This window comes from Pyxidicoccus fallax (assembly GCF_012933655.1).
Taxonomy (GTDB): Bacteria; Myxococcota; Myxococcia; order Myxococcales; family Myxococcaceae; genus Myxococcus; species Myxococcus fallax.
Map to the genome: position 1 here is coordinate 104,897 of NZ_JABBJJ010000002.1, position 22,466 is coordinate 127,362.

Below are 22,466 nucleotides of genomic sequence, written 5' to 3' on the forward strand. Positions count from 1 at the left end.
GGCTGCGTGCTCTATTACCGGGCCACAGCTCAGCCCAGACATCTTCGAACAGCTCCTCCGCCGAGGTGATGACCATGCATGGCAAGACGCGATTCCCCGCAGTCTGGAGCGCGGTGGGTTCCCTGCTGCTGTTCATGATGGGCTGCGGCTCCCAGGACGATGGCGGCTCCAGGGGACGCCCGCCGGTCTTCAGTCCCCCGCCCGGGGAGGGTCCGTCGCCCTCTCCGGGCTCCACGTGCGGGACGTCCTGCCAGCTGGTGTTCCTGACGGAGCCGCAGACCGTCGCCGCGGAGCAGTGCTCCAGGGAGGTGGTGGTCCAGGTCCGGTCAGCGCAGAACGCGCCCCTCGTGCTGGACCGCCCGCTGCAACTCAGCCTGTGGAGCCGCGCGCTCGCTTCGCCCTTCTATGCGGATGCGGCCTGCACCGAGTCCATCTCCCACATCGCCATTGCCAGCGGTGAGAGCACGGCGCGCTACTACTACAAGCCGGTGGCGGCTGGCCGTTTCATGCACGAGGTCTCCGCGTCCCAGGACCTCCTCGTCCGGCAGTTCCATACCGTCACCAGCGCCACGGGGCCGCTGCGGTCCACCTGCCGTCTCCAGTTCCCCCCGGCGGCGGGGGTTCCCTGCGACATCGACACGCCGGGCGAGCAGTACTACGTCAGCGCCACGCGGGGGGATGACAGCGCCCCTGGCAGCCTGGAGAGGCCCTGGGCCACGCTGACCCACGCCGTCCGGACCGCGCCCCCGGGCAGCACCGTCCGGGTCGCCGCGGGGACCTACTCGAAGGAGCCGGAGCCCTATGTGGGAATCTGGAGTCCACTCACCGTCAAGGGCGGCTTCAACGATACCTTTTCGGAGTGGGACCCCGACCGGTTCCACAGCCTCTATGGCGGGCGCGTCTGGCTGGAGCATGATGGCGCGACGTTCGGTGGGTTCCGCCTGGTGGCACGTCCGTCCCACGGTGAGCAGGACCTGCCCTTCATCGAGGCCTTCCACCGGGTGTACGCGGGCACGTTCATCCGCAACTACGTCGAGCTGCTCTACAGCGAGCAGCTCAGCGGCAGATTCATGGCCGTGGGCGCCGGGGCCTCCCGTGACGCGACGTCTCGGGTGCTGTGCAACGACATCTATGTCCGGGGCGCGAGCCTCATGGGGCAGGTCGCCATCAGTGCGCTCACCTTCCAGGACCACTCCGGCACGGCGGAGGTATCGTCGAACCGCATCTGCGCGGACCACAGCCCGACGCCCTGGGATACCCAGGCCGTCGAGGGCAGCGGCAGCTGTAGCCTCGCGGGACGGGCCCGCGTGACGCTCACCAACAACCTCATCGAGGCCAGGCAGCGGAGTGAGCGAAACGACGAGGGCTGGGGCATGACCTTCAGTGGGTGCGCCTCGGACATGGACGTCGTCCTCACGAACAACACCATCATCAGCACGCACTCCGCCCTGAGCGGGTCCCCGGCGCAGAGCGGCGCCACCGTCCACTGGAAGCTGAGGAACAACATCTTCTTCGGCGACGACAGCACCGGCGCGGCGCTCGCGTTCGACGGTCCCCTCTCCCTGGAGAGCGGAGGCAACCTCGTCTTCGGCTACACGAACAACCGGTTGTCGCCCGAGCCGGCCCCCACCTCGACGGACGACACCACGGGCGAGGCCCGCGCGGAAACCGTGTTCCAGGACAGCTCCCGCGGTGACTTCCGCCCGAGGCCTGGCGGCGCGGCTGCGGGCAGAGGCCTCAACCTCCACGGGGACGCCGCCTCCGGAGCGGTGACGCGGGACCTGCTCCAGCGGCCCCGTCCAGTGGAGGGAGCGTGGGACCGGGGCGCGCTCCTGGCGCCAGCAACGGGCAACTGAGGGCCGGGACGGCCTCAGCCCGCGCGGGGCCGGCGGCGGGAGACGATGCCCTCGGCCAGCACGGCCTGCTGCTTCCAGTGGCCGTACAGCCGGCCCTGCGAGGCCAGCCGGTCCAGCTTGCGCTGCGTCTCCGCGTCCACCCGGCCGGCGGGCGCATCCCGGAAGGGCGTGCCGGGCAGCGGCATGAAGGTGTGGCCGTGCACGCGGGCGCCCAGCGCGGCGAGCCGCTCCATGAGGACGACGGTGGCCTCCACGTCCGAGGGCTCCTCGCCGGGCAGGCCGAGGATGAAGTCCACGTTGGGGACGAAGCCGCCCTCCACGGCGATGCGGGTGGCGCGCACCACGGCCTCCACGTCATGCCCGCGGCGGGTGGCCTGGAGGATGCGCTCGGAGCCGGACTGCCCGCCGATGATGAGGTTGTCGTTGTGCACGTAGCGCTTGAGGAGCGCGAGCGCCTCGGGAGTGACGTGCTCGGGACGGACCTCGGAGGGGAAGGTGCCGTAGTAGATGCGCCCGTCCGGGGCCATGGCCTCGCGCACCGCCGCGAGCAGTTCCTCCACGGCGGCGAGGTTCACCGACTCGTCGGCGGTGCCGTAGGACATGGACGTGGGGGTGATGAAGCGGATGTCGCGGCGGCCCGAGCGGCGCAGCTCGCGCGCCCAGTGCGCCACGTTGGCGACGGAGCGGTGGCGGAAGCGCGCCTTGCTCATGAAGGGCGTCTGGCAGAAGCGGCAGGCGTAGATGCAGCCGCGCGTGACTTCGATGGCGCCGTACATGCCGTGGCGCGCGGCGAAGGGCGGGAAGTCGTCGAGCGCCACGCCCTCGCCGCGGCCGTTCTGCACCAGCTTGCCGTCCTTGAGGTGCGCGACGCCGTGGGTGGCGCGAGGGTCCTCGCCACGGAGCACGCGGCCGAGCAGCGCGCGCAGGGTGTACTCGCCCTCGCCGACGCCGATGAGGTCGAAGCCGGCCTGGAGCGTCTGGAGCGGCTCGGCGGTGGCGTGGACGCCGCCAGCGATGCACAGCACATCCCGGCCCTCCAGCCGCGCGCGCACCCAGGCCAGCTCCTCCGCGGACTGGGCGAAGCTGGCCGAGTAGAACGACCACGCGGCCACCACGGTGTCACCGGCGTCGGCGCGCTCGCGCACGGTGGCCAGGAGTGTCTCGCGGTCTCTCGGGAAGTGGAGCGTGACGTCCGCGAGCGCCGGGTCGGACTCCACGGCGCCCGCCAGCACGGTGAAGGCGTACTTGCCCGGGTACTGGTAGCTGAGGACGAGCGCGACGCGGCGGTGGGGCTCCATGCAGGGTGGGCATGATGCCACACGGCCCGCGCCGCAAGACTTTCCATGAGCGGCCGGGCGGACAGGCGGTCAGCGGGTGGCGGCGGCGGGTGGGGAGGAAGGGACGAGCTTCATCACGAGCCGGGGGAAGTCGCCGAACTCCATGACCTCGGGGGGAACGCGCTCGTCCTCCACGGCCATGCGCACCGCCACCAGGTCCTGCCCGGGCAGCACCACGAGCTGCTGACCGGACTGGCCCAGCGCCGCGTACCCCAGGGGCGCTCCCTTCACCTGCCTTCGCGGGGACACGCGCTGGGTCTTCATCATGAAGTCCACCACTCCGTCCATGCCGCCGAGCCGCTCGGTGAGGGCTTTCTGGAAGTCGGCCAGGGTCATCGGCCGGTCCACCAGGTCGCGCAGCCAGGCCAGGGTGGGCTCGGGCATCCCGTTGCGGCGCGCCTCCTCCAGCATGTCCGCGCCCAGTACGACCTCCGAGCGCTCATACAGGAGCCACCACAGCAGGCCGCCGGTGGGGGTGTGCGGCTGGGACGGGGCGGCGGTGCACTCGCGCACCCACGCCTCGCTGAGCACGCGCTGGCCGTTCCACAGGCCCTTCTGGAGCATGAGCTGGCCGACCTTGGCGAAGTCCACCGGGTGGAGGTTCAGCCCGGCCATGCCCATGGGGTTGCCGGCGCGGTCCTTCATCCACTCCACGTCACGGATGCCGAGCGGCGCGAAGAGGCGGCGCTTCAGGTACACATCCATCTTCTCGCCCGAGGCGCGCTCCACGATGCCCGCGAGGAGGTTGGTGGCCTTGTTGTTGTAGAAGTGCCGACTGCCCGGCTCGTCCACCACCTTGGAGTCGAGCGCGTAGCGCACGAAGTCCGGGGACTGGTGGATGTCCATGGCGGAGCGGTTGGCCGCGAGCCCCGAGGTGTGGTTGAGCAGGTGCCGCAGCGTCACCTTCGATTTCAGGCCCTGGCTCCACTCGGGGAAGAAGGCGGAGACGGGCGTGTCGGCGGAGGGAATCTTCCCGTCGTCGATGAGCAGGCCGATGGCCAGCGCCACCACGGCCTTGGTGGCGGACATCGCCTCGATGCGCTGTGTCTCGCCGCCGAAGTACCACTCGCCCACGAGCTTGCCGTGGCGCAGCAGCACCAGCGCCGAGGAGCCCGAGGCCTCGGCCTGCTTGAGCAGCTCCGCCAGCGCGGGCTCGGACAGGCCGGCCCGGGCCGGGGTCGTCTTCTCCAGGCCGGAGCCCACGTTGCCCGCCTCGCGGGCGGCGAGCGCGTTCTTCCGAGCCCGCTCCACCAGCGCGTCATACCCCGGCAGGGTCCTCAGCGGCGCGAACGCCTTGGCGTGCAGCAGCTCTCCCGGAGAGTCCATGCCCCGCTCCACGGCGCGCTCGAGCCAGGTGAGGGCCGCCGCGTTGTCCCCCGCGCCCACCGCGCCATAGGCCGCGAACCAGGCCACGTCCCGGGTGCCGTGACCTTCGTCCCAGAGCCGCTGCGCCACCGCGAGCCCCTTCGCGTACTCCTTCGACCAGATGGACTGCTCCAGCTCTCGGAGGGCCGCGCGGACCTCGGGGGAAGGCTCGGCCGCGGTGGGCGGCTGTGGCGTGACGGAGGGAGAGTCCTCCGGCGGCGTTCCCGCTGACGGCGAGTGGGCACAGGCCAGCAGGGTGCACAAGGACAGCAACAGCGTGCGTCGCATGAGGGCTCCCATCTGAGCAGGGGTGTGGATACCCGGAGGAACGCGCGGCACCTCGCTTTATTGCGAAACGTCGGAGAGCGCCCTCTCGGTGCAGCAGGGCCGCAACCGTGCAGCCGTGTGGCGCGTGATGCGAAAAGCGCCCGCGCGGTCGCCGGGCACTTCACGGCCGATCCAGTGCCATGGCCTTGCGACATGCCTGGCGCCATCACGGCTCCGGACACCTGCCATCGGCGGCTGGACGACGAGACCGTCACTCTCTGACTGATGTGGACCTGATGGGCCCATGAGGAATGGAACTTCAGCTCCGGATGGGCGGCCCGGGCCGACAGTGCCATGCGGAATGGAGCTTCCGTTCCGGACGAGGTGCCTCGGGACCTGCGGTGCCTCGCGGAATGGAGCCTCCATTCCGGACGAGGCGCCTCGGGGGCGGCGGTGCCTCGCGGAATGGAGCCTCCATTCCGGACGAGGTGCCCGAAGCCGACAGCCCTCGCGGAATGGAGCTTCCGTTCCTGATGGAGATGCCCAGGGCCGGTAGACCCTCGCGGAATGGAGCTTCCGTTCCGGACGAGGCGCCTCGAGGGACCGGCGGTATCTCGCGGAATGGAGCTTCCGTTCCGGACGAGGCGCCTCGGAGGGCCGGCGATACCTCGAGGAATGGAGCTTCCGTTCTGCACGGGGCCGCCCCGGGGCCGACGGTGCCTCGCGGAATGGAGCTTCCGTTCCGGACAGGCGCCCTGGGACCGGCGGTGCCTCGCGGAATGGAGCTTCCGTTCTGCACGGGGCCGCCCCGGGGCCGACGGTGCCTCGCGGAATGGAGCTTCCGTTCCGCACGGGGTCTGGGGGCTGGCCTGCCCTCAGGCTCCAGGCAGCGCGAAGACGCCCGACACGCCCCTGCGCCTTCGGCTCGGCCTCGATGGTTCCGCGGCGGGACGCATCATCAGGCCGCGGCCGCGGAGAGTGCCTCCCAGGCGGCGCGCACGTGCCGCTCCTCGGTGTACGTGCCGCCGATGGCCATGCGCAGCACGTAGCGGGGCGGCTGGCCATCCACGGCCGGCAGCACCGTGTGCGTGAGGAACAGTTTTCCGGAGGCATTCACCCGGTCCAGCAGGGCGCGGTTGCGCGCATCGGTGGCTTCGGGCTTCTCGCCGGGCTGGGGCTTGAGACGGAAGCACACGAGGGACAGCGAGCGCGGCGCGGCGACTTCGAAGCGGGCGTCGTTGGACACCCAGGACTCAAAGTGCTCGGCCATACGGATGTGGCCACGCACGTGGGCGCGCAGGCCGCGAGCGCCGTAGTGCCGCAGCACGAACCAGAGCTTCAGCGCGCGGAAGCGGCGGCCCAGCGGCACCTGCCAGTCGCGATAGTCGATGACGGCGCCACTCGCGCTCGCGGCGTTGCGCAGGTACTCGGGCGTGACGCTGAGCGCGTCGAGCAGGGCGCGCTTGTCCCGCGTGTAGAAGGCATTGCAGTCGAAGTTGGTGAGCAGCCACTTGTGCGGATTGAAGGAGAACGAGTCCACCGCCTCCACGCCGTCGAGGAGCCCACGGTGCTCGGGGCACACGAGCGCGGCACCCGCCCACGCGGCGTCGACGTGGAGCCAGCCGCCCGCGGCCTTCACGCCGGTGCGCTCCAGGACGTCACCGAGGGCGCCGACGGGGTCGAAGGCACCGGAGGAGGTGGTGCCCAGGGAGGCGCAGACGAAGAAGGGCCGGCGTCCCGCCGCGAGGTCCTCGCGAATGGCGCGCTCCAGGACGTCCGGGCGCAGGGCATAGCGGGCGTCCGTCTCGAGCTGGCGCACGTGAACCGTGTCATCCGCGCCCCGAGCGACGCCACACAGCATCGCGGCCTTGAGCACGGACGAGTGGGCCTGCGAGGAAGCATAGGCCACCCACTGCGAATCGGCGGGAGCGCCCTGACGGCGGACGCGCTCACGGGCGGCGACCATGGCGACGAGGGTGGCCTCGCTGGCGGTGCCCTGAATGACGCCGCCACCGGTGGCGGAGGTGGAGCGGTAGGCCTCGGGCAGGCCGGTCAGCTCGGCGAGCCAGTCGAGGACGCGGGTCTCGATTTCGGTGGCGGCGGGGCTGGTGGACCAGAGCATTCCCTGGACGCCGAGGCCCGCGGAGAGCAGCTCACCGAGCACCGCGGGGCCGGAGGCATTGGCGGGGAAGTAGGCGAAGAAGGAAGGAGACTGCCAGTGGGTGACGCCGGGGAGGACAATGTCCTCGATGTCCTTGAAGACAGCGTCCCAGGCGTGCTCGCCGGACAGGCCCTCTTCGGGGGGATGCGCGGGGAGCTTGGAGGCGACCGCGCCCGGAGCGACCTGGGAGCGGACGGGGAAGGACTCCAGGCGGGACCAGTAGTCGGCAATCCAGTCCACCATCTTGTGGCCGAGCTTCCGGAACTCCTCGGGGGTCAGGTGGGGGACCGCTCCGTCACCGTCACGCGCATCGTGGCTCATGGGTGGGGTTTCCTCCCATGGGTCGCGCGGGGCTTCAAGCGACAGTGCGGAAGAGGCGGGGCTACTCGGGGTCGAGTGCCCAGGTGCCTTCTTCCCAGCGCTTCAGGGCCTGCCCGGCCTCGAACGCTACCAGCCCGTCCCCCTTCGCGACTTCTTCCAGGACAGCTATCGCCTCCGCGGTGCGGTGACGGAGCAAGTACGTCGCGGCCATGGCACGCACGTCGGCACGCGGGTGAGTCAGGAGCGCGCACAGGGCATCACGCCCTGCATCTCCGTGGGCACACAGCTTCTTGAATGCCGCGATGCGCTGTTTGGCGTGCTTGTTGCCGATCCTGGCATCTCCCTTCCAGATGGCATCGGTCTGCGCAACCGTGTAGCGGGCGAACGAATCAACGAGGCCATGGAGATTCACTTCCAGAGTTTCCCGACGTTCGGATGGCAAGCGCTAATCCACATCGAGACTCCAGGTGCCTTCGTTCCAGTACTTCAACGCCTGAGCCGCCGTGAACGGAATCATCCCCTCACTCTTCGCCGCCTCCTCCAGAACGGGCCTGGCGGCCGATGGACGCTCGCTCAGTAGATAGATCGCCGCCTTGACGCGGACATCCATGCGGGTGTGGGTAAACAGCGTAGCTAGAGCATCCATCCCCGCCTCACCATGTTCCCGGAGCTTCTTGAACGCGGCGATGTACCGCTTGGCGTGCCTGTTGCCCTTGCTGGCATTTCCGCTCCAGATGGCATCCGTCTGGGCAGCGACGTTTTCTGCGAACTCTTCTGCGAGTTCCTGCAGGTTCATCTCCAAAGCCCCTTTCTGATGTTCTCGATAGCCGATAGCCCGAAGTCGCGTTGCGCCTCATAGGACTGCGTGCTGAGCCACTGCCTTACAGTCAGGCGCGGGGACCGGGTGACGCTTTCTTGAATTGACGAGTAGAACGCGCTGACTCGGGTATGCAGACCCTTATCCAGCGGGATGACGTTCTCCGTGTTGTGGAGAGCCTCCGGACCGAACCGCTGCACGTTACCTGGGGTCTGCTCCACAATGTGGTGCCACTCCTTGCCCGGCCCCGCCGGTCCCATCGCCTTCTTGAAGCCACTGTGTGACTTCCACGCCCGGAATCCGGGGCTGGCCGACGAGGAACCACTGGCGACCATCGCCACGGCCCCTGGCGCGAGACTGAGGGTCACGCCTTCCGCCGTCACGGCCACCGTCTCCACCTGCCCCACGGCTCCGTAGACGATGCCGGCTTGAGCCTCGGCCCGCACCGTCGCCTGCGCCACCCCGGGCAGCCTCGGCAGCTTCGCCGCGAACGCGTTCGGCGTGCTCCCCACCGCGGCCATCGCCAGCATCGCGAAGGCTCGCGCCGCGTTCCTCCCCATCACCTTCCCATAGCGCTCCCCCGCCTCGCCCAGCTCGTCGAACGTGGTCGCTCGCTCCGACTCCTCCCAGAGCCGCCGGAAGCCCTGGACGAGCCCCCTGAACGTGTCCACGCCCACGTAGACGATGAGCGCCGCCGTGAGTGTCGCGGCCACGCCCTTCGAGAAGGGCTCCGGCACCGTCCAAAGAATCGCGTACATCGTCATCGTCCACAGCGCCGCGGTCACCAGGGCCTCCGGGTCCGCCATGTCCCGAAAGGCCTCCAGCATCTCCTCCAGCACCGCCCCCTTCGCGAGAGCCAGCGCGAGCGCGAAGCGTCCGTCTCCCGTGATGATGGGGCTCTCCACCAACAGCAGCAGGCAGTCGCCCTTCCGGCCCGTGCGCTCGCACCACGCCAGGTAGGCGCGCGTCAGCCGCACCTCCGCTTCCGGAAGCTCCGCGTCCAGGTGCTCGCCCGGCCCTCGCGGAGTGATGCGACGGCTGCGCGGCTCGTACGTGTACGCTCCGCCGCGCGCGTCCATCTGGAACAGCGCACGCGCGGCTTCTTGAGGACGACGCGAGGGCCGGACATCGCGCGCCGCTTCGGCCGCACCCTCCTGGAAGTCGTCCTCGTCCAGCTCGACCGGCTCGGCGTCACGCGGAACGTGGACGATGGGCTCGCCCTGTCCGGTCTCCAGGCGCACGACCTGACGGACTCCGCCGCACCCGACCCACAGCACGCACAGCAGCGACCACCAGACGCGCGACGCCATGTGAACCCTCGGAGTGGAGTGTCCGAAGCGCTCCACTCCAGAACGAGGGGTTCACCGGGTCAAGCCGACCACGGTCCTCCGCGAACCTTCAGCCCCGCGTCCTCCGCATGGCCTCGCAAGGCATGTCCGGGGACCCACGACACGGCAAGGGCGCGCGAGCCCACCAGCCCGCGCGCGCCCCGTCCCTTCTCAGCTCCGACGCCGACGCACCCGCATCACACCCAGCAGCCCCAGCAGCGCGAAGGCCGCCAGCGACGAGCCACCGGTGCTGCACCCCACCTCCGAGTTCAGCACATCCTCGGAAGGCATCCCCTGCGGCGGAGCGCTCGAGCCCGGCATCGTCGGTCCCGGCTCCGGCTCCTCCACCACCGGCGGAACACCCGCGTCCGCCTCGCCCGGCTCCTCCTCCTCCGGTGAGCCCGCGTCCACCTCGACCGGCTCCTCCTCCCCCGGCGAGCCCGCGTCCACCGGCGGCGGAGTCCCCGCGTCCACCGGCGGCGGAGGCGGCGGCTGCGTCACCGGCGGCAGCACATCCGCCAGCGTCGTCGCCTGCACGAAACCGTCGTGATACACGACGCCCACCGGCTTCACGGTGTCATTCCGATACAGCCCGAGCTTCAGATAGTTCTTCTGCCCCGAGTACATCGTGATTGCGCCGCGCTTGGGCAGCACCAGCTTCTGGTTGTGCCACAGCTCGACGAAGCCCACCTTCGGGTCCGCGTGCCACTTCGCGTGCAGGATGAACTCGTGCCACACGCCGCGCACCAGCTTCGTCTTCCACGGCACCTCGCCCGTCCCCGGCAGCGACAGGCGGATCTCCTCGCCCCGCACGTAGAACTCCACCGGCGGCGAGCCGCAGCACCCGTCATGGTGCCACTGCGTGAAGAGCTGCCACGTGTCCACGCTCGGGTAGTCCGCCGGGAACATCACCTTCCAGCGGTAGTAGTACTCCGAGCCCGACGCCTCCCGCCCCAGGTACACCAGCTCGTTCCGGTTCCCGCTGGAGTTGATGGGGTCATCGCCCTGCCGCACCGTCGCCTTCAGCGCGTACTTCCCCTCCGCCACCGGAGAGGTCACCACCTGAAGCCGGTCCGAGCTCACCATCTGCGTGCTGGAGTACTGCGAGCGGTCTCCCGTCTCGAAGTCACCCCGCCACACGATTCCGGCCGAAGCCACGAAGGGGACCAGCCACATCGCAAGCGCGACAGGGACGAAAGCTCTCAATGATGTGTCCTTGCGAAGGTTTGACGGCAAACGATTGACAGACCGTATCGCAAGACATTCCGAGATTCATTCCCCCGCCAATTCCTTCCCAGCCGCCTGACAACAGGGCATCCAGGCATGCAAGCCCTTGAAAGGCGCGAATCATGTTTCACGGCTGGCACGAGCTGGCTTCACCCCTCGGCCGGCCGGGCGGGCCATCCTTGACGCGTTGCGCCACCAACAGACCGACCAACCTGGAGGCTGACTGCCCGCAGGCGTGGTGTATGGTCCCCACCCCTTCCGGCGTTCCCATGATGGGAGCGTCCCGGGTGCACCCATGCTTGTCCTGCGTGACGTCCAGAAGACCGACCTGGCCGGCCTCAAGCGGCTCGCCGCCGTGCTCAACACGGTGAACCTGCCGAACAACGAGGAGACGCTCGAAGCCATCATCGACAAGTCGGTGAAGAGCTTCGCGGGAAAGGTGAAGAACCCCTTCGACCGCGAGTACCTCTTCGTGCTGGAGGACGTGCGCAACAACCTCATCATCGGCACGTCGATGATCATCGCCCAGCATGGGACGTACGAGGCGCCGCACATCTACTACGAGGTGAGCGAGCGCGAGCACTACTCCGCTTCCCTCGAGCGGCACCTGCGCCACAAGGTGCTCTCCATCGCCTACAACTACGAGGGGCCCACCGAAATCGGCGGCCTCGTCGTGGACCCGCCCTACCGCGCCACGCCGGACAAGCCCGGCAAGCAGCTGTCCTACGTGCGCTTCCTCTTCATCGCCATGCACCGGCGCCTGTTCCGCCCGCGCGTGCTGGCGGAGCTGCTGCCGCCGCTGCTCCCCGACGGGCGCAGCCTCCTGTGGGAGGCGTGCGGCAAGAAGTTCACCGCCCTCACCTACCAGGAGGCGGACCGCCTCAGCCGGCAGAACAAGGAGTTCATCAAGGAGCTGTTCCCCTCGTCGGACATCTATGCGTCCCTCTTCCCGGACCGCGTGCAGAAGGTGCTCGGCGAGGTGGGCCCTCAGACGCGCGGCGTGCAGCGCATGCTGGAGCGCATCGGCTTCAAGTACGTGGAGCGCATCGACCCGTTCGACGGCGGCCCCCACTTCGAGGCCAACACCGGCGACGTGTCGCTGATTCGCAAGTACCGCACGATGAAGCTGGCCGAGGAGGACTTCGAGATGGAGGGCGACGACGTGCTCGTCGCCTTCGAGCGTGACTCGGGCCGCAACCGCTTCCGCTCCGTGCGCTGCCAGGCGCGGCTGGACAACGCCGGCATCTCGCTGCCCGCGCGCGCCAAGGAGGCGCTGGGCGCGGAGCCCGGCGCCAAGCTGTCCGTCATTCCCTTCGAGTAGCCCGCGTCACGGCCGGCGCACCACCCGGTGCGCCCCGCGCAGCAGCGCCAGCCACCGGGCCCCCGCCTCCAGCGCGGGCCCCTTCGCGTCCTCCAGCGCCAGCGGCAGGTGCGTGTCCGGCCTCACCGCGTCCAACGAGGTGGGGTCCAAGTCCAGCGTCCCCCCCCGCGCCAGCGCCACCCGCACCCATGCGTGTGGCCGCGCCGGGCCCCCGTCCACCACCAGCAGCCCGTGCACCAGCGCGACCTTCACCCCGCGCTCCCGAGCGCCCGCCGCGAAGCGCAGCGCGTGGGCCAGACAGCTTCCCGCCTCGCCCTGCCCGTCCTCGCTCCAGTCCGCCGCGCCGGGCCCCTTCTCCGGGAAGGCCGCGTGGACCTTCGCGGCCAGGGCGCGCGCCGAAGCCGCGTCCCAGGGCGTCATGTCCGCCCGTCTCGCGGGCACCTCCAGCGGAGGCTCCAGCGCCAGGGCACCATGCGAGCCTTCCACCGGGAGTCCCTGGGCGAAGAGCTCCGGAGGCGTGCGCAGCCGCTCGCCCGGCGCCGCCACGGTGAAGCGCGAGTCGCCGACGTCGAGAACCTCCATCCGTCCGGCCTCGCCGTAGCGCGCACGGAAGGGAGCACCGAAGAGGGTTCCCTCCACCTGTCGCCCGTCGACCCGGGTGACGCAGTGCGGGCCCTCGCGGCCGGACAGCTCCTCGCGGGCGGTGACACAGCCCACGGGCGGCGGGCCGTGCCACAGCCACAGCGCCTGCGGTACCACCTCCGTCCCCCGTGCGACCGGCTGCGTCACGGGTGCGCCCCGTGTCCGTTGCTCGGCCGCCTCGGTTTCCCGCGCCGCCAGCGAGCCCCTCACCCGCCCCGCCTCGTCCACCTCCAGCGTGATTTCACGCCGACGCTCGCCCGGCTGGCCGTCTCGCGTGTGCAGGTGCCGGCTGGTGTACGTGAAGCGCCCGGGCGAGCGCGTCAGCGACACCGTCCCCACGGGTACGCCCCTCCAGGTGAAGACGTAGCGCGTCGACTCCTCACGAGGCGGCACTGACCCGCCCTCCCCGCCAGGGTTCGCGGGCTTCGCTGGGAGCGCAAGGAGCAGGAGGGCGAGCAGGGCAACCACGGCCCTCAGTCTGCTGCCTTTTGAGGACCGGCGCGAGAAGCCGGGGTAGCGTTCCAGCCGTTCATGGGCGCCAAACGGTACCTGTTCGCCTTCGGCCTGGCCGCGGGCCTCATCTCCGCGCTCGTCCTGGGGGGATTGCTGCGGGCCGTGAGCGGCCCACTGCCCTCCTCGGCGTGGGCGGTGCTGCTCGTCGCCACGCCCGCGCTCTACCTCGTGGGCGGCTACTTCGCGTGGTTCCGCTGGGCCGCGCGCCGCCGCCGCCTGCGCCGTAACGTCATGGCGCGGCTCGCCGAGGGCGACCTCACCACCACCGTGGGGCCCCGCTTCGAGGGCCACGAGGACGTGCGCCGCCTCATCCTGTCCCTGCGCCGCGCGCTGTCCCAGGTGCAGCGCGTGACGGCCAACCTCCACCGCACCAGCAACGAGGTCAGCGAGCAGGCCCGCATGCTGCTCGAGGCCGCCCGGCGCCAGGGCGGCGCCGTGGAGCGCTCGCTGGAGGCCGTCAGCGGCATGGGCGGCAGCCTCCAGGTGGCCGTCAAGCGCGTCCACCAGCTGGAGGTCTTCGCCGTCGACACCACCGGCGCGCTGCTGGAGATGACCGAGCGGCTGGAGCAGGTGGTGGACTCGCTCACGCAGGTCAACACCTTCGCCCACAACACCAGCGCGCTGATGCAGGCCATGGCCGAGCGGCTGGCCAACATCGCCTCGTCCGGTGACGAGCTGGGCCGCTTCGCCAGCGAGGCCGAGGACTTCGTGGCCGCAGTGGAGGGCGGCATCGACTCCGTGCGCCGCCGCGCCAGCGAGACGAACCAGCTCGCCATCGCCGTGACGGCCACCGCCGAGCGCGGGGAAGTCCTCGTGGGCGACAGCGTCCAGGGCATGTACCGCGTGGAGGAGACCGTCCGGAAGGCCTCCGAGCTGATGGAGATGCTCGGCACGCGCTCGCGCGAAATCGGCCGCATCGTCGACGTCATCCAGGAAATCGCCGACCAGACGAACCTGCTCGCCCTCAACGCCGCCATCATCGCCGCCCAGGCCGGCGAGCACGGGCGCCCCTTCGGCGTCGTCGCCAACGAGATTCGCAACCTCGCCGAGCGCACCACGCGCTCCACGCGCGAAATCGCCAAGATGGTGGCCGGCGTCGTGGACGCGGTGCAGACGGCCGTCACCCTCGTGCAGGAGGGCCGCGAGCAGGCCACCGCGGGCGTGGCGCTGGGAGACCGCGCCGCCGAGGCCCTCGTCGAGATTCGCACCATCACGCAGCGCACCTTCACCGCCGTGGAGGCCACGGTGGCGGAGACGCAGCGGCTGGAGGCCCAGGGCGCCACGGTGGTGGAGGCCAGCCGCCGCGTGGCCCGGCGCGTGGAGGACGTCACGCGCATGGCGATTGAGCAGTCCGGCCATGCCCGCGAGCTGGTGCGCCAGACGCACGAGATGGCGCGCGTGGGCCAGGGCGCCTCGCAGAAGGCGGAGGCCCAGGCCCGCACCGGACGCGACCTCTCCGAGTCCGTGGTGCGGCTGAGCGCGGCGATTGAGGAGCTGCGCTCGGCCAACGTGGTGCTCACCAAGGGCGACGCCTCCATCCGCGAGGAGGTGGCGCAGGTGCGCGAGGACGCGCGCCGGGTCATCCGCATCAGCGACGGGCTGACGCGCACGGTGGACCAGCTCGGCCACGAGGCGGTGGGCCTGGAGGCGGAGGTGTTCCGCTTCAAGCTGCCCACGCCGCGCTCCGGGGGCACGCTGCGCGTGGGCCTGCACCAGGCGGCCTCGCTGCGCAACCGGCAGGCGGTGGACCCGCTCTTCAGCGTGGAGAACCAGGTCTCCGAGCTGACCGCGTGCATCTTCTCCAGCCTGCTACGGCTGGAGGACGGCGGGCTGGAACCGGACCTCGCCGAGCGCTGGGACGCGGACCCGTCCGCGCGCCGCTACCGCTTCTACCTGCGCCGCGGCGTCACCTTCCATGACGGCACGCTGCTCACCGCGCACGACGTGAAGCGCCACCTGGAGCGGCTGTTGGACCCGGCGGTGCGCTCGCCAGACCGCAGCCTGCTGGAGGACGTGGAGGGCGCGCCCGAGTTCGCCTCCGGCCTGGCGCGCGACGTGTCCGGCATCGAGGTGCTGGACGACGGCACGCTCGAAATCCGCCTGCGCGAGCCCAAGGCCTTCTTCCTGCACATCATGGCGCTCACCGCCACGGCCGTGGCCCGGGTGGACGCGGGAGGGCGGCTGGTGGGCACCGGTCCCTTCCGGCTCCTCGCGCTGGAGCAGGAGCGCGTGGTGCTGGAGCGCAACCCCTCCTACTGGCGCGCGGGCGGACCGATGGTGGAGCGACTGGAGTTCCTGCTCGCCAGCTCCCGGCAGGAGGCCGTGGCGCGGCTGCGGCAGGGCGCGCTGGACATGGTCTCCTTCCTCGGCGCCGAGCACGTGGAGGTGCCGGGCCTGGAGTCGCTCCAGGTCGTCACCAGCACCACGCCCTCCACGGCCTTCGTGGTGCTCAACCAGCGCGAGGCCCCGTGGGATGACGTCCGCGTCCGCCGCGCCCTGCGCGCGGGCATGGACATCCAGGGCATGGTGGAGCAGTTCCACCCGGGCGCCCGCGTGGCGCGCACGCTCACCCCGCCGGAGCTGCTGGACGACGCGGAGGTGGGGCCGGTGCCCGTCCCGGACGTGGCGCTCGCCGAGCAGCTGCTGCGCGACGCGGGCCTGCGCCGGCTGCGGCTCACGCTGCACTTCCCCACCGGCCACGACACCTCCGCCGAGGACGCGGTGCTCTTCCGTCCGCTCCTGCAGGCGGGCCTGCTGGAGCTGCGGCACGTGGAGATGTCCCCGGAGGAGTACACGGCCCGCGCCGTCGAGGGGAAGGTGCCCGCCTTCCGCAACCGCTGGCTGGCGGACTACCCGGACCCGGACAACTTCCTGCACTTCCTCCTCAACTCCAGCGGCCAGACGGTGTTCCCCCTGGGCTACCGCAACCCGGAGTTGGACCGCATCACCTCGGAGGCGCGCGTATCCATCGACCCGGGGCTGCGCCACCAGCTCTACGTGCGCGCGGAGAAGCTCTTCCACGACGACTGCCCGCTCATTCCCCTCTACCACGAGCGCATCCACGCCCTGGCCAGCCCCACCGTGCAGAACCTGCGGCTGCACCAGACGCCGCCGCAGGTGCGCTACGAGGACCTCTGGGTGGACCCGAGCGCCGCCACCTGAGTCACGGCGGCGACTCGCGCCGCCTCGGGTGCGCTACGACGAGCACCGGGCCGTCCGGAACGCATTCACCTGACCCGTCACGGTGCCGACTCACGACGGGCCCCGGATGCGCCTGCGTGCCGCTGGGGCCAGCCGCCCGTCTCCGCCTGCCCATCCACGCCGTACGACTCCAGCAGCCACGCGCCCTCGCGCTGCACCAGGACGTGCAGCCGTCCGCCGACGAACGCCGCGCCCCCCAGGCGTGGACGGCCCGGCAGCGGGCACATGCTCACCCGCTCACCGTCCGCGAAGAGCTGCAACCACACCCGGGGCCCCTCCGGCAGGGCCTCCGTCGCGAGCACGCCCACCGCGCCGCCCCGCACCAGCGTCGCGTCGTGCATCGTGCCCGGCAGTTCCTCGCTCGGCAGCGCGTCCACCTCCCACTCCACCCGCCCCGTCCTCGCGTCCACCGCGCGCAACACCACGCGCTCCTCCTCAGGCGTGCACGCCCCGCCGTTCGTGGAGTCACACGCGCGCGCGAAGAGGTAGCCCGGCGTGCCCTCTGGCGGCAGCAGCGCCGGCTCCGCCAGCGGCACCAGCATGCGCGCCCCAGCGTCCCAGTCCACCCTCACCGCCGCGCCGCCATCCATGGGCACGAAGGCCGTCGCCCCCACCAGCAGCGTTCCGCCCGCCACCGCCAGCGATGCGCCCCCGTCCGGGACGCCACCGTCAACCACGAGGGCCAGCGTCGGTGCCGTGCCACCGTCGTCCTCCACCCGTGCCAGCCGCCCGTCGGTCGAGTAGAGGAAGGCCACGCCCGACACGTCCAGTGCGAGCCGCGCCTCACCGGGCCACGCCTCCACCGGAGTCGCGCGGAGCAGCACGCCCGACATGTCCTGCGCGAGCTGGGCCTCACCGGGCCACGCCTCCCTCAATGCCGAGCGGGACATCACGCCCGATGCACCCTGCGCGCGCTGTGCCTCGCCGGGCCATGCTTCCACCGACGTCGCGTGGAGCCGCGCGCCCTGCGCGCGCCGCGCCTCACCGGACCATGCATCCACCGGCGAGCCGGACAACGCGCCCGCGTCCGTACCCGCGTCGCCACCACGCCCGGTCAGCCACACGAGGCGCGAGGTCTCGGGCGGCAGCGGGTCCACAGTCCCACCGTCCAGGTCCACTCCACCGTCCGAGTCCGGCACGCGTCGCCAGTCCACGTACGCCAGCACGTCGCCCTCGCCGGTGAGCGCCACGCGCCCGGCGCCCGTCTCGCCCCGCCACGTCCCCGCGTCCGGCGGGCCCATCGCCGTCCATGGCGCCTCCCACAGCCGCTCGCCGTCACCTCGCGGGGCGTAGCCCTCCAGCCCCTCCTCGGCGAGCACCACCACGCCCGCATCCGACGCGGCCAGCAGCGTGCGCGCACCACCATCCGGGTACAGCGACTCGAAGCGCAGGAACCCGTCGGCCGTGTACGAGACGAGCCGGCAGCCCGCGTCACCCCCGCACACGGAGGTGAAGAGGTCCTCGTCCCACACGAGCAGCATGGGCCCGCCGTCCTCGGCCACCGGCTCGCCGCCCAGCTCCTGTCGGAACGCGAACTCGAGGTCCCCCGCGTCCGGGCGCACGCACGCGCCATCCTCGCAGGTGCCCTCCCCCTGGCACGCGGTGGCCGGTGAGCAGACGGTGCCCTCCGGCGTGGGCACCGTGACGCAGCTGCCGCTGAAGCAGACGTTGGAGTCCTTGCAGTTGAAGGGCCCGCACGAGGTGAGGTCTTCCGCGTCCACCTCCGTGCAACCCTCCTCGCGCTCGCACACGCCCACCTTGCACGGATTCGAAGGCACGGGGCACGCCACCTGCGACGTCACACAGCCCTGCGTGGGCGAGCACGAGTCCACCGTGCACGGGTTGTCGTCATTGCACGAGCGCGGGGTGCCCACGCACGCGCCCGCCTCGCAACGGCCGTTCTCCTGGCAGAGGCTGTCCGGGATGCACGTGGCCCCATCCGGCTGGACGGACTCGATGCACGTGCCGGACTCCACGTCGAAGCGCGACTCGCGACACCGGGCGGCGGGACACGGCGTGGGCCGGACGCCCGTGCCGGTGAGGCGCACCGACTCCGTGGTGCCGTTGCCCACCAGCAGCAGCGTCCCCTGCGCGTCCCCGTTGCCCGCGGTGAACACCACCTCCACCGTCGCCGTGCCGCTGCCCGGCACCGACACCTCGGGCGCGGCCACGGAGAAGGGCGCGTCCGCCGCCGCCGTCACCGTGAGGCCACCACGGCCGGTGGCCAGCAGCGTCACCTGCCGGCGCGCCTGCGTCCCCTCCAGCACGCGGCCGAAGGAGACGGACGCCTCCTGCGGACGAAAGCCCTCGCGCGTGCCACCCAGGCCCGGCTCGTCACCACACCGGCACCCGCTAATGGCGAGCACGAGGGCCAGGAGCAGGGGACTCCACGAGCGGGCAGGAGAGCGCATGGGCCGGACTCAAGCGCGACGGACGGGGTCACGCAATCCCGGCCCGCCGCCTCCGGGCGCCTCCGTGCGGAACGGAACCTCCATTCCGCTCCATGACTCAGGGCTCGGGGGCCGGCGTCCGCCGCCGCGCCAACACGCGCACCAGGACCGCAATCACGCCCACCAACACCAGCCCCACCACCGCGTACTGGTAGCGGCTGATGAGCGCGGACAGCCGCTCCAGGTTGCCGCCCACCGCCGCGCCCAGGCCGAGCACCAGCCCGGTGTGGGCCATGGCGGACAGCGCGCCCAGCACCATGGCGTTGAAGCGCGGCATGTTCGCGGCGCCCGCGGCCACGAAGATGAGCCCGCGGATGCCGGGGATGAAGCGGTTGGCCAAGAGCAGCCAGGGCCCGTTGCGCCGCATCCGGGCCTGAACCTCTTCGAGCCGCGCGTGGGTGATGCCGAAGTAGCTCCGCTCGGGGTGGGCGGCGAAGCGCCTCGCCAGCCAGTGGCCCACCCAGTAGTTGATGGCCGCGCCCAGGACGCTGCCCAGCGTCACCACGAGGAAGACGAGCGGCCACGGCTGCGTGCCGCGCACCGCGTACACACCGCCCAGCAGGGTGACGGTGTCCCCGGGAAAGGGCGGGACGATGTACTCCAGCATCGCCGCGACGCCCAGCACCAGCAGCCCCAGGGGCCCCAGCGAGGAGATGAGCTGGTCGATGTATTCCACCATCCGCGCGTGAGCCCTCCGGCGACCCGGCCCTCGGGCCAGACTTAAGTCGGGAGGACGTGGAGGGAAAGCGACATCCGCGCCGAGCCCTCGGAGGTGAACACCGCCGGGCGCATGGGGCCCATGGTGTCCCACCGCGTCGAGTCCACTCGACTACAGTGGGCGGTCGAACCGACCCGGAGCACCATGATGAGCCTGAGTCCCGAAGGCAGGGTCCACCGGCTGCTGAGCATCTTCGCGAAGACCGGCCGTGAGGGAGAGTGCACCCGCGCGTTCGACAGGTTCCCCGATACCGTGCGCGCCACGCTCTGGGAGCTGGCCGGGCTCGCCCCGGAAGAGCGTCCCATCCTGGCCTGCTTCCGCGATGCCGGACACTGGACGCTCATCACCACCGAGCGGGTGCTCATCCGCGCCAGCGACCACACCCGGAGACTGCCGTGGAGCGACATCGAGAACGCGACCGTGGGCACCGGTCACATGACCGTGGCACTCGCCTCGGGTCTCCAGGGCAAGCTGACCCTCGACCGGCTCACGGTCATCTGCCGTGACGGAGAGGCCGTGGAGCTGGAGCTGGAGCCGGGTCCGTCATTCATCGGCGTCTGGAACGTCCTGAAGACCCTCGGCAGTCTGGGCGCGAAGGGGCCGTAGCCCCCGCGGGCTCACGACTCCGGAGACACCGCCGGCCCCGGCATCACCGTGCCGCCGTACTGCGTGGCCGCCAGCGTGCCGCACGCCGCGCCAATCTCCTTGCCGCCCGAGTACCGCCGCGCCACCGGCGACTTGAGAATCTGCAGGTAATCCCTGAAGGCGCTCAGCTCCTCGGGCGTGGGCGGCAGGTACTTCCCCGTCGGGTCCGTCACGTCGATGAGGTCCACCTTGATGGGGATGCCCTCGAAGGCCACCTTCAGCGCCTCCGCGTCCTCCCGCCCCAGGTTGAACCCGCTGATGGCCACGTAGGCAATCATCGCCCGCTCGCGCCGCACGGTGCTGTACTCGCGGATGGCCTCGATGAGCTCCGGCAACGGGTGCGTCTTTTCAATCGGCAGCACCTGGGCGCGCTTCTCTGGAATCGCGCTCGTCACGGAGAAGGCCAGCCGGTACGGGTGCCCCTCGCGCGTGTACCGCCGGATGGCCGGCACGTGGCCCGCCGTGGAGAACGTAATCGCGTCACCGGCGATGGAGAACCCGGACGGATTGCGCAGCACGTCCGCCGCGCGCAGCGTCTCCTTGTAGTTGAGCAGCGGCTCCCCCATCCCCATGAACACCACGCCCCGCACCGGCCGGTCCGCCTCCGCCCGGACCTGAAGCACCTGGTCCAATATCTCCCACGTCTGGAGATTCCTTTTGAACCCCAACTTCCCCGTCATGCAGAAGTCGCACGCCAGCGCACAGCCCACCTGGCTGGAGACGCAGATGACGTACTTCTCGTCGAAGATGGGGATGCGGACGGCCTCGATGCGCCCGCCCAGGGGCGAGTCGAAGAGGTACTTCACGAAGCCGTCGTCGGCCTTGCGCCGCTCCACCACCTGAAGGCTCGGCAACTCCGCGTGGGCCTTGAGGTGGTCGGCGACGCGGCGCGGCACCTGGGGGGCATGCGCGATGTCCTCCACCCGCGTGGCGCCGTGGGCGAAGACAGCCGCGAACACCTTGCGGACGACGGTGGGAGACGCGCCGAGCGGGGCGAGCGCCGCCTCCAGCTCGGGGAGCGACAATTGCTTCAGGTTCACGAGGCGGACTTGATCTTGGAGCGAAGGTACTCGGTCAGCTTCTCGGAGACTTCCTTCGGCATCTTCGCCGCCAGGGCCTTCTTGCACAGGCCGGGCGTGGCCCGGTACGTGCGCAGGAAGTCCACGCACGGGCTGCACCCGCGCAGGTGCTCCTTCAGATGCTGAGCCTCCTCGGCTGACATCTCGCCATCGAGGAACTCCAGCAGGAGGTTGATGGAATCTTTACAGTTGTACATCCGAACCTCGGCTGGCTACGGCGCGCCCTCGTCCCTGTCGAAGATGCCGAGAGCCCCGTCGCGTTTCACGCCCCGCGGCTATCCCGGTTGTAGAATTCATCGATGGCTTCACGGAGCGCGAGCCGGGCCCGGTGCAGGCGGCTCTTGATGGCGGGGATGGAGTCCCCGGTCACCTCTGAGATCTGTTCGTAACTGAGGCCATCCACGTCTTTCAAGAGGAAGACCTCGCGATAACCCTGCGGAAGCCGTTCGGTCGCCTGCTGGATGGCCGACCCCAGCTCGGCGTCCAGGGCCTTCCCCTCGGCGTCCCGGCTCCAGTCGCTCTGGGGGTACTCGGCCAGGGAGCCCCGCTCGGTGAACTCCGGGCCCTGGAGCTCCTGCTCGGCCGCCTGGGCCACCCGCCGGTGGCGCAGCCGCATGAGCGCGTGGTTGGCGGCGATGCGGTGCACCCAGGAGCCGAAGGCCGCGTCGCCCCGGAAATCCTTCAGGTGTTGATAGGCGGACAGGAAGGTGTCCTGGGTGATTTCCGCCGCGTCGGCCTCGGAGCGCGTCATCCGCAGCGCCAGGCCGTACACCTTGTCCCGGTGGGCATCCACCAGGGCCTCGAAAGCGGAAACGTCCCCATCCTGTGCGCGAGCGAGGAGCTGGCGGTCCTCATCCCTGGCGGCCTCGTCGGACATGCGGGTCGCACCCAACCAGCCGGGAGCGCTTCCGTCAAGGCTGCTTGCGCGCCCGCCCGGACGGCGGCCGGCTTACGTGTTGACTGTCTCTGTCCCAGAAACGGAAGGGCTCCGCGGCCCACGCCCCGGCGTAGTCCACCCCGATACGGGGTCCCCGCGCCACCCGCGCCTCCGGCAGCGGCGGGCCCGGCAGGAGGTGCAGCCCCGGCGAATACAGCTCCAAGCGGTTGTGCTCCTTGCCAATGCCCAGGGCCTTGCACACCCGCCCGGGCCCGTCCGTGCGCGCGTCCCCGGCCAGCCCCTCCACGGGCTCCACCGCCCGCACCAGCACCGCCGCCCCC

General features: G+C 70.9%; 18 protein-coding genes. 4 read left to right on the top strand and 14 right to left on the bottom strand.

The window, feature by feature from the left end; all coding sequences use genetic code 11:
- The first annotated feature begins 74 nt into the window (after positions 1-74).
- Positions 75-1,856, top strand: a complete 1,782-nt coding sequence (locus HG543_RS01005; RefSeq protein ID WP_169342725.1) for a DUF1565 domain-containing protein — start codon at positions 75-77, stop codon at positions 1,854-1,856.
- Positions 1,857-1,870: 14 nt separating this feature from the next.
- On the opposite strand, the gene HG543_RS01010 is transcribed toward HG543_RS01005, so the two are convergent.
- The 7 genes from HG543_RS01010 to HG543_RS01040 all read right to left on the bottom strand — a co-directional run bounded on the left by HG543_RS01010 (position 1,871) and on the right by HG543_RS01040 (position 10,610).
- Positions 1,871-3,154: a TIGR04013 family B12-binding domain/radical SAM domain-containing protein gene (locus HG543_RS01010; protein ID WP_169342726.1), complete on the bottom strand. Its 1,284-nt coding sequence runs from the start codon at positions 3,152-3,154 to the stop codon at positions 1,871-1,873.
- Positions 3,155-3,223: 69 nt separating this feature from the next.
- The gene (locus HG543_RS01015) at positions 3,224-4,846 is read right to left on the bottom strand and encodes a serine hydrolase domain-containing protein (RefSeq protein WP_169342727.1); all 1,623 of its coding nucleotides are present in this window, start codon (positions 4,844-4,846) and stop codon (positions 3,224-3,226) included.
- Positions 4,847-5,783: 937 nt separating this feature from the next.
- Positions 5,784-7,307, bottom strand: a complete 1,524-nt coding sequence (locus HG543_RS01020) for a pyridoxal-dependent decarboxylase (RefSeq protein ID WP_169342728.1) — start codon at positions 7,305-7,307, stop codon at positions 5,784-5,786.
- Between the two features lie 61 nt (positions 7,308-7,368).
- The gene (locus HG543_RS01025; protein ID WP_169342745.1) at positions 7,369-7,719 is read right to left on the bottom strand and encodes a HEAT repeat domain-containing protein; all 351 of its coding nucleotides are present in this window, start codon (positions 7,717-7,719) and stop codon (positions 7,369-7,371) included.
- Between the two features lie 33 nt (positions 7,720-7,752).
- Complete coding sequence (locus HG543_RS01030; RefSeq protein WP_169342729.1) at positions 7,753-8,103, bottom strand: DUF2019 domain-containing protein; 351 nt, start codon at positions 8,101-8,103, stop codon at positions 7,753-7,755.
- Positions 8,100-9,434, bottom strand: coding sequence for a SitA5 family polymorphic toxin (sitA5, locus tag HG543_RS01035; protein WP_169342730.1), 1,335 nt, complete (start codon positions 9,432-9,434; stop codon positions 8,100-8,102). Before sitA5 ends, HG543_RS01030 begins: the two co-directional genes overlap by 4 nt.
- A 189-nt stretch (positions 9,435-9,623) precedes the next feature.
- On the bottom strand, positions 9,624-10,610 hold the full coding sequence (locus tag HG543_RS01040; RefSeq protein WP_343073239.1) for a polysaccharide lyase family 20 protein: 987 nt from the start codon (positions 10,608-10,610) through the stop codon (positions 9,624-9,626).
- A gap of 364 nt (positions 10,611-10,974) precedes the next feature.
- On the opposite strand from HG543_RS01040, the gene HG543_RS01045 reads away from it, so the two are divergent.
- Positions 10,975-12,000, top strand: a complete 1,026-nt coding sequence (locus HG543_RS01045) for an arginine N-succinyltransferase (RefSeq protein ID WP_169342732.1) — start codon at positions 10,975-10,977, stop codon at positions 11,998-12,000.
- Positions 12,001-12,006: 6 nt separating this feature from the next.
- Here HG543_RS01045 and HG543_RS01050 read toward each other — a convergent pair whose 3' ends face one another.
- Positions 12,007-13,110: a lasso peptide biosynthesis protein gene (locus HG543_RS01050; RefSeq protein WP_169342733.1), complete on the bottom strand. Its 1,104-nt coding sequence runs from the start codon at positions 13,108-13,110 to the stop codon at positions 12,007-12,009.
- A gap of 63 nt (positions 13,111-13,173) precedes the next feature.
- Between HG543_RS01050 and HG543_RS01055 the strand changes: the two genes are divergently transcribed.
- On the top strand, positions 13,174-16,317 hold the full coding sequence (locus HG543_RS01055; protein ID WP_169342734.1) for an ABC transporter substrate-binding protein: 3,144 nt from the start codon (positions 13,174-13,176) through the stop codon (positions 16,315-16,317).
- Positions 16,318-16,394: 77 nt separating this feature from the next.
- On the opposite strand, the gene HG543_RS54365 is transcribed toward HG543_RS01055, so the two are convergent.
- Together HG543_RS54365 and HG543_RS01065 are read right to left on the bottom strand one after the other, a co-directional pair.
- Positions 16,395-18,767, bottom strand: coding sequence for a hypothetical protein (locus HG543_RS54365; RefSeq protein ID WP_211193649.1), 2,373 nt, complete (start codon positions 18,765-18,767; stop codon positions 16,395-16,397).
- Between the two features lie 97 nt (positions 18,768-18,864).
- Positions 18,865-19,485, bottom strand: a complete 621-nt coding sequence (locus tag HG543_RS01065; RefSeq protein ID WP_169342735.1) for a DedA family protein — start codon at positions 19,483-19,485, stop codon at positions 18,865-18,867.
- A 186-nt stretch (positions 19,486-19,671) separates the two neighbouring features.
- Between HG543_RS01065 and HG543_RS01070 the strand changes: the two genes are divergently transcribed.
- Complete coding sequence (locus HG543_RS01070) at positions 19,672-20,130, top strand: hypothetical protein (protein ID WP_169342736.1); 459 nt, start codon at positions 19,672-19,674, stop codon at positions 20,128-20,130.
- 11 nt (positions 20,131-20,141) lie between these two features.
- Here the strand turns inward: HG543_RS01070 and HG543_RS01075 are convergent, their stop codons facing one another.
- From HG543_RS01075 to HG543_RS01090, 4 genes are all read right to left on the bottom strand, one after another.
- Positions 20,142-21,209: a radical SAM protein gene (locus HG543_RS01075; RefSeq protein ID WP_169342737.1), complete on the bottom strand. Its 1,068-nt coding sequence runs from the start codon at positions 21,207-21,209 to the stop codon at positions 20,142-20,144.
- Positions 21,206-21,445 (bottom strand): anti-sigma factor family protein, encoded by a 240-nt coding sequence (locus tag HG543_RS01080; RefSeq protein WP_169342738.1) that lies wholly within the window; start codon positions 21,443-21,445, stop codon positions 21,206-21,208. The genes HG543_RS01075 and HG543_RS01080 overlap by 4 nt, the downstream gene beginning before the upstream one ends.
- Positions 21,446-21,510: 65 nt before the next feature.
- A complete protein-coding gene (locus HG543_RS01085; protein ID WP_169342739.1) occupies positions 21,511-22,125 on the bottom strand; it encodes an RNA polymerase sigma factor in 615 nt (204 codons plus the stop codon).
- 34 nt (positions 22,126-22,159) lie between these two features.
- On the bottom strand, positions 22,160-22,466 hold a 307-nt coding region (locus HG543_RS01090), incomplete at its 5' end, for a DNA-3-methyladenine glycosylase (protein ID WP_211193650.1).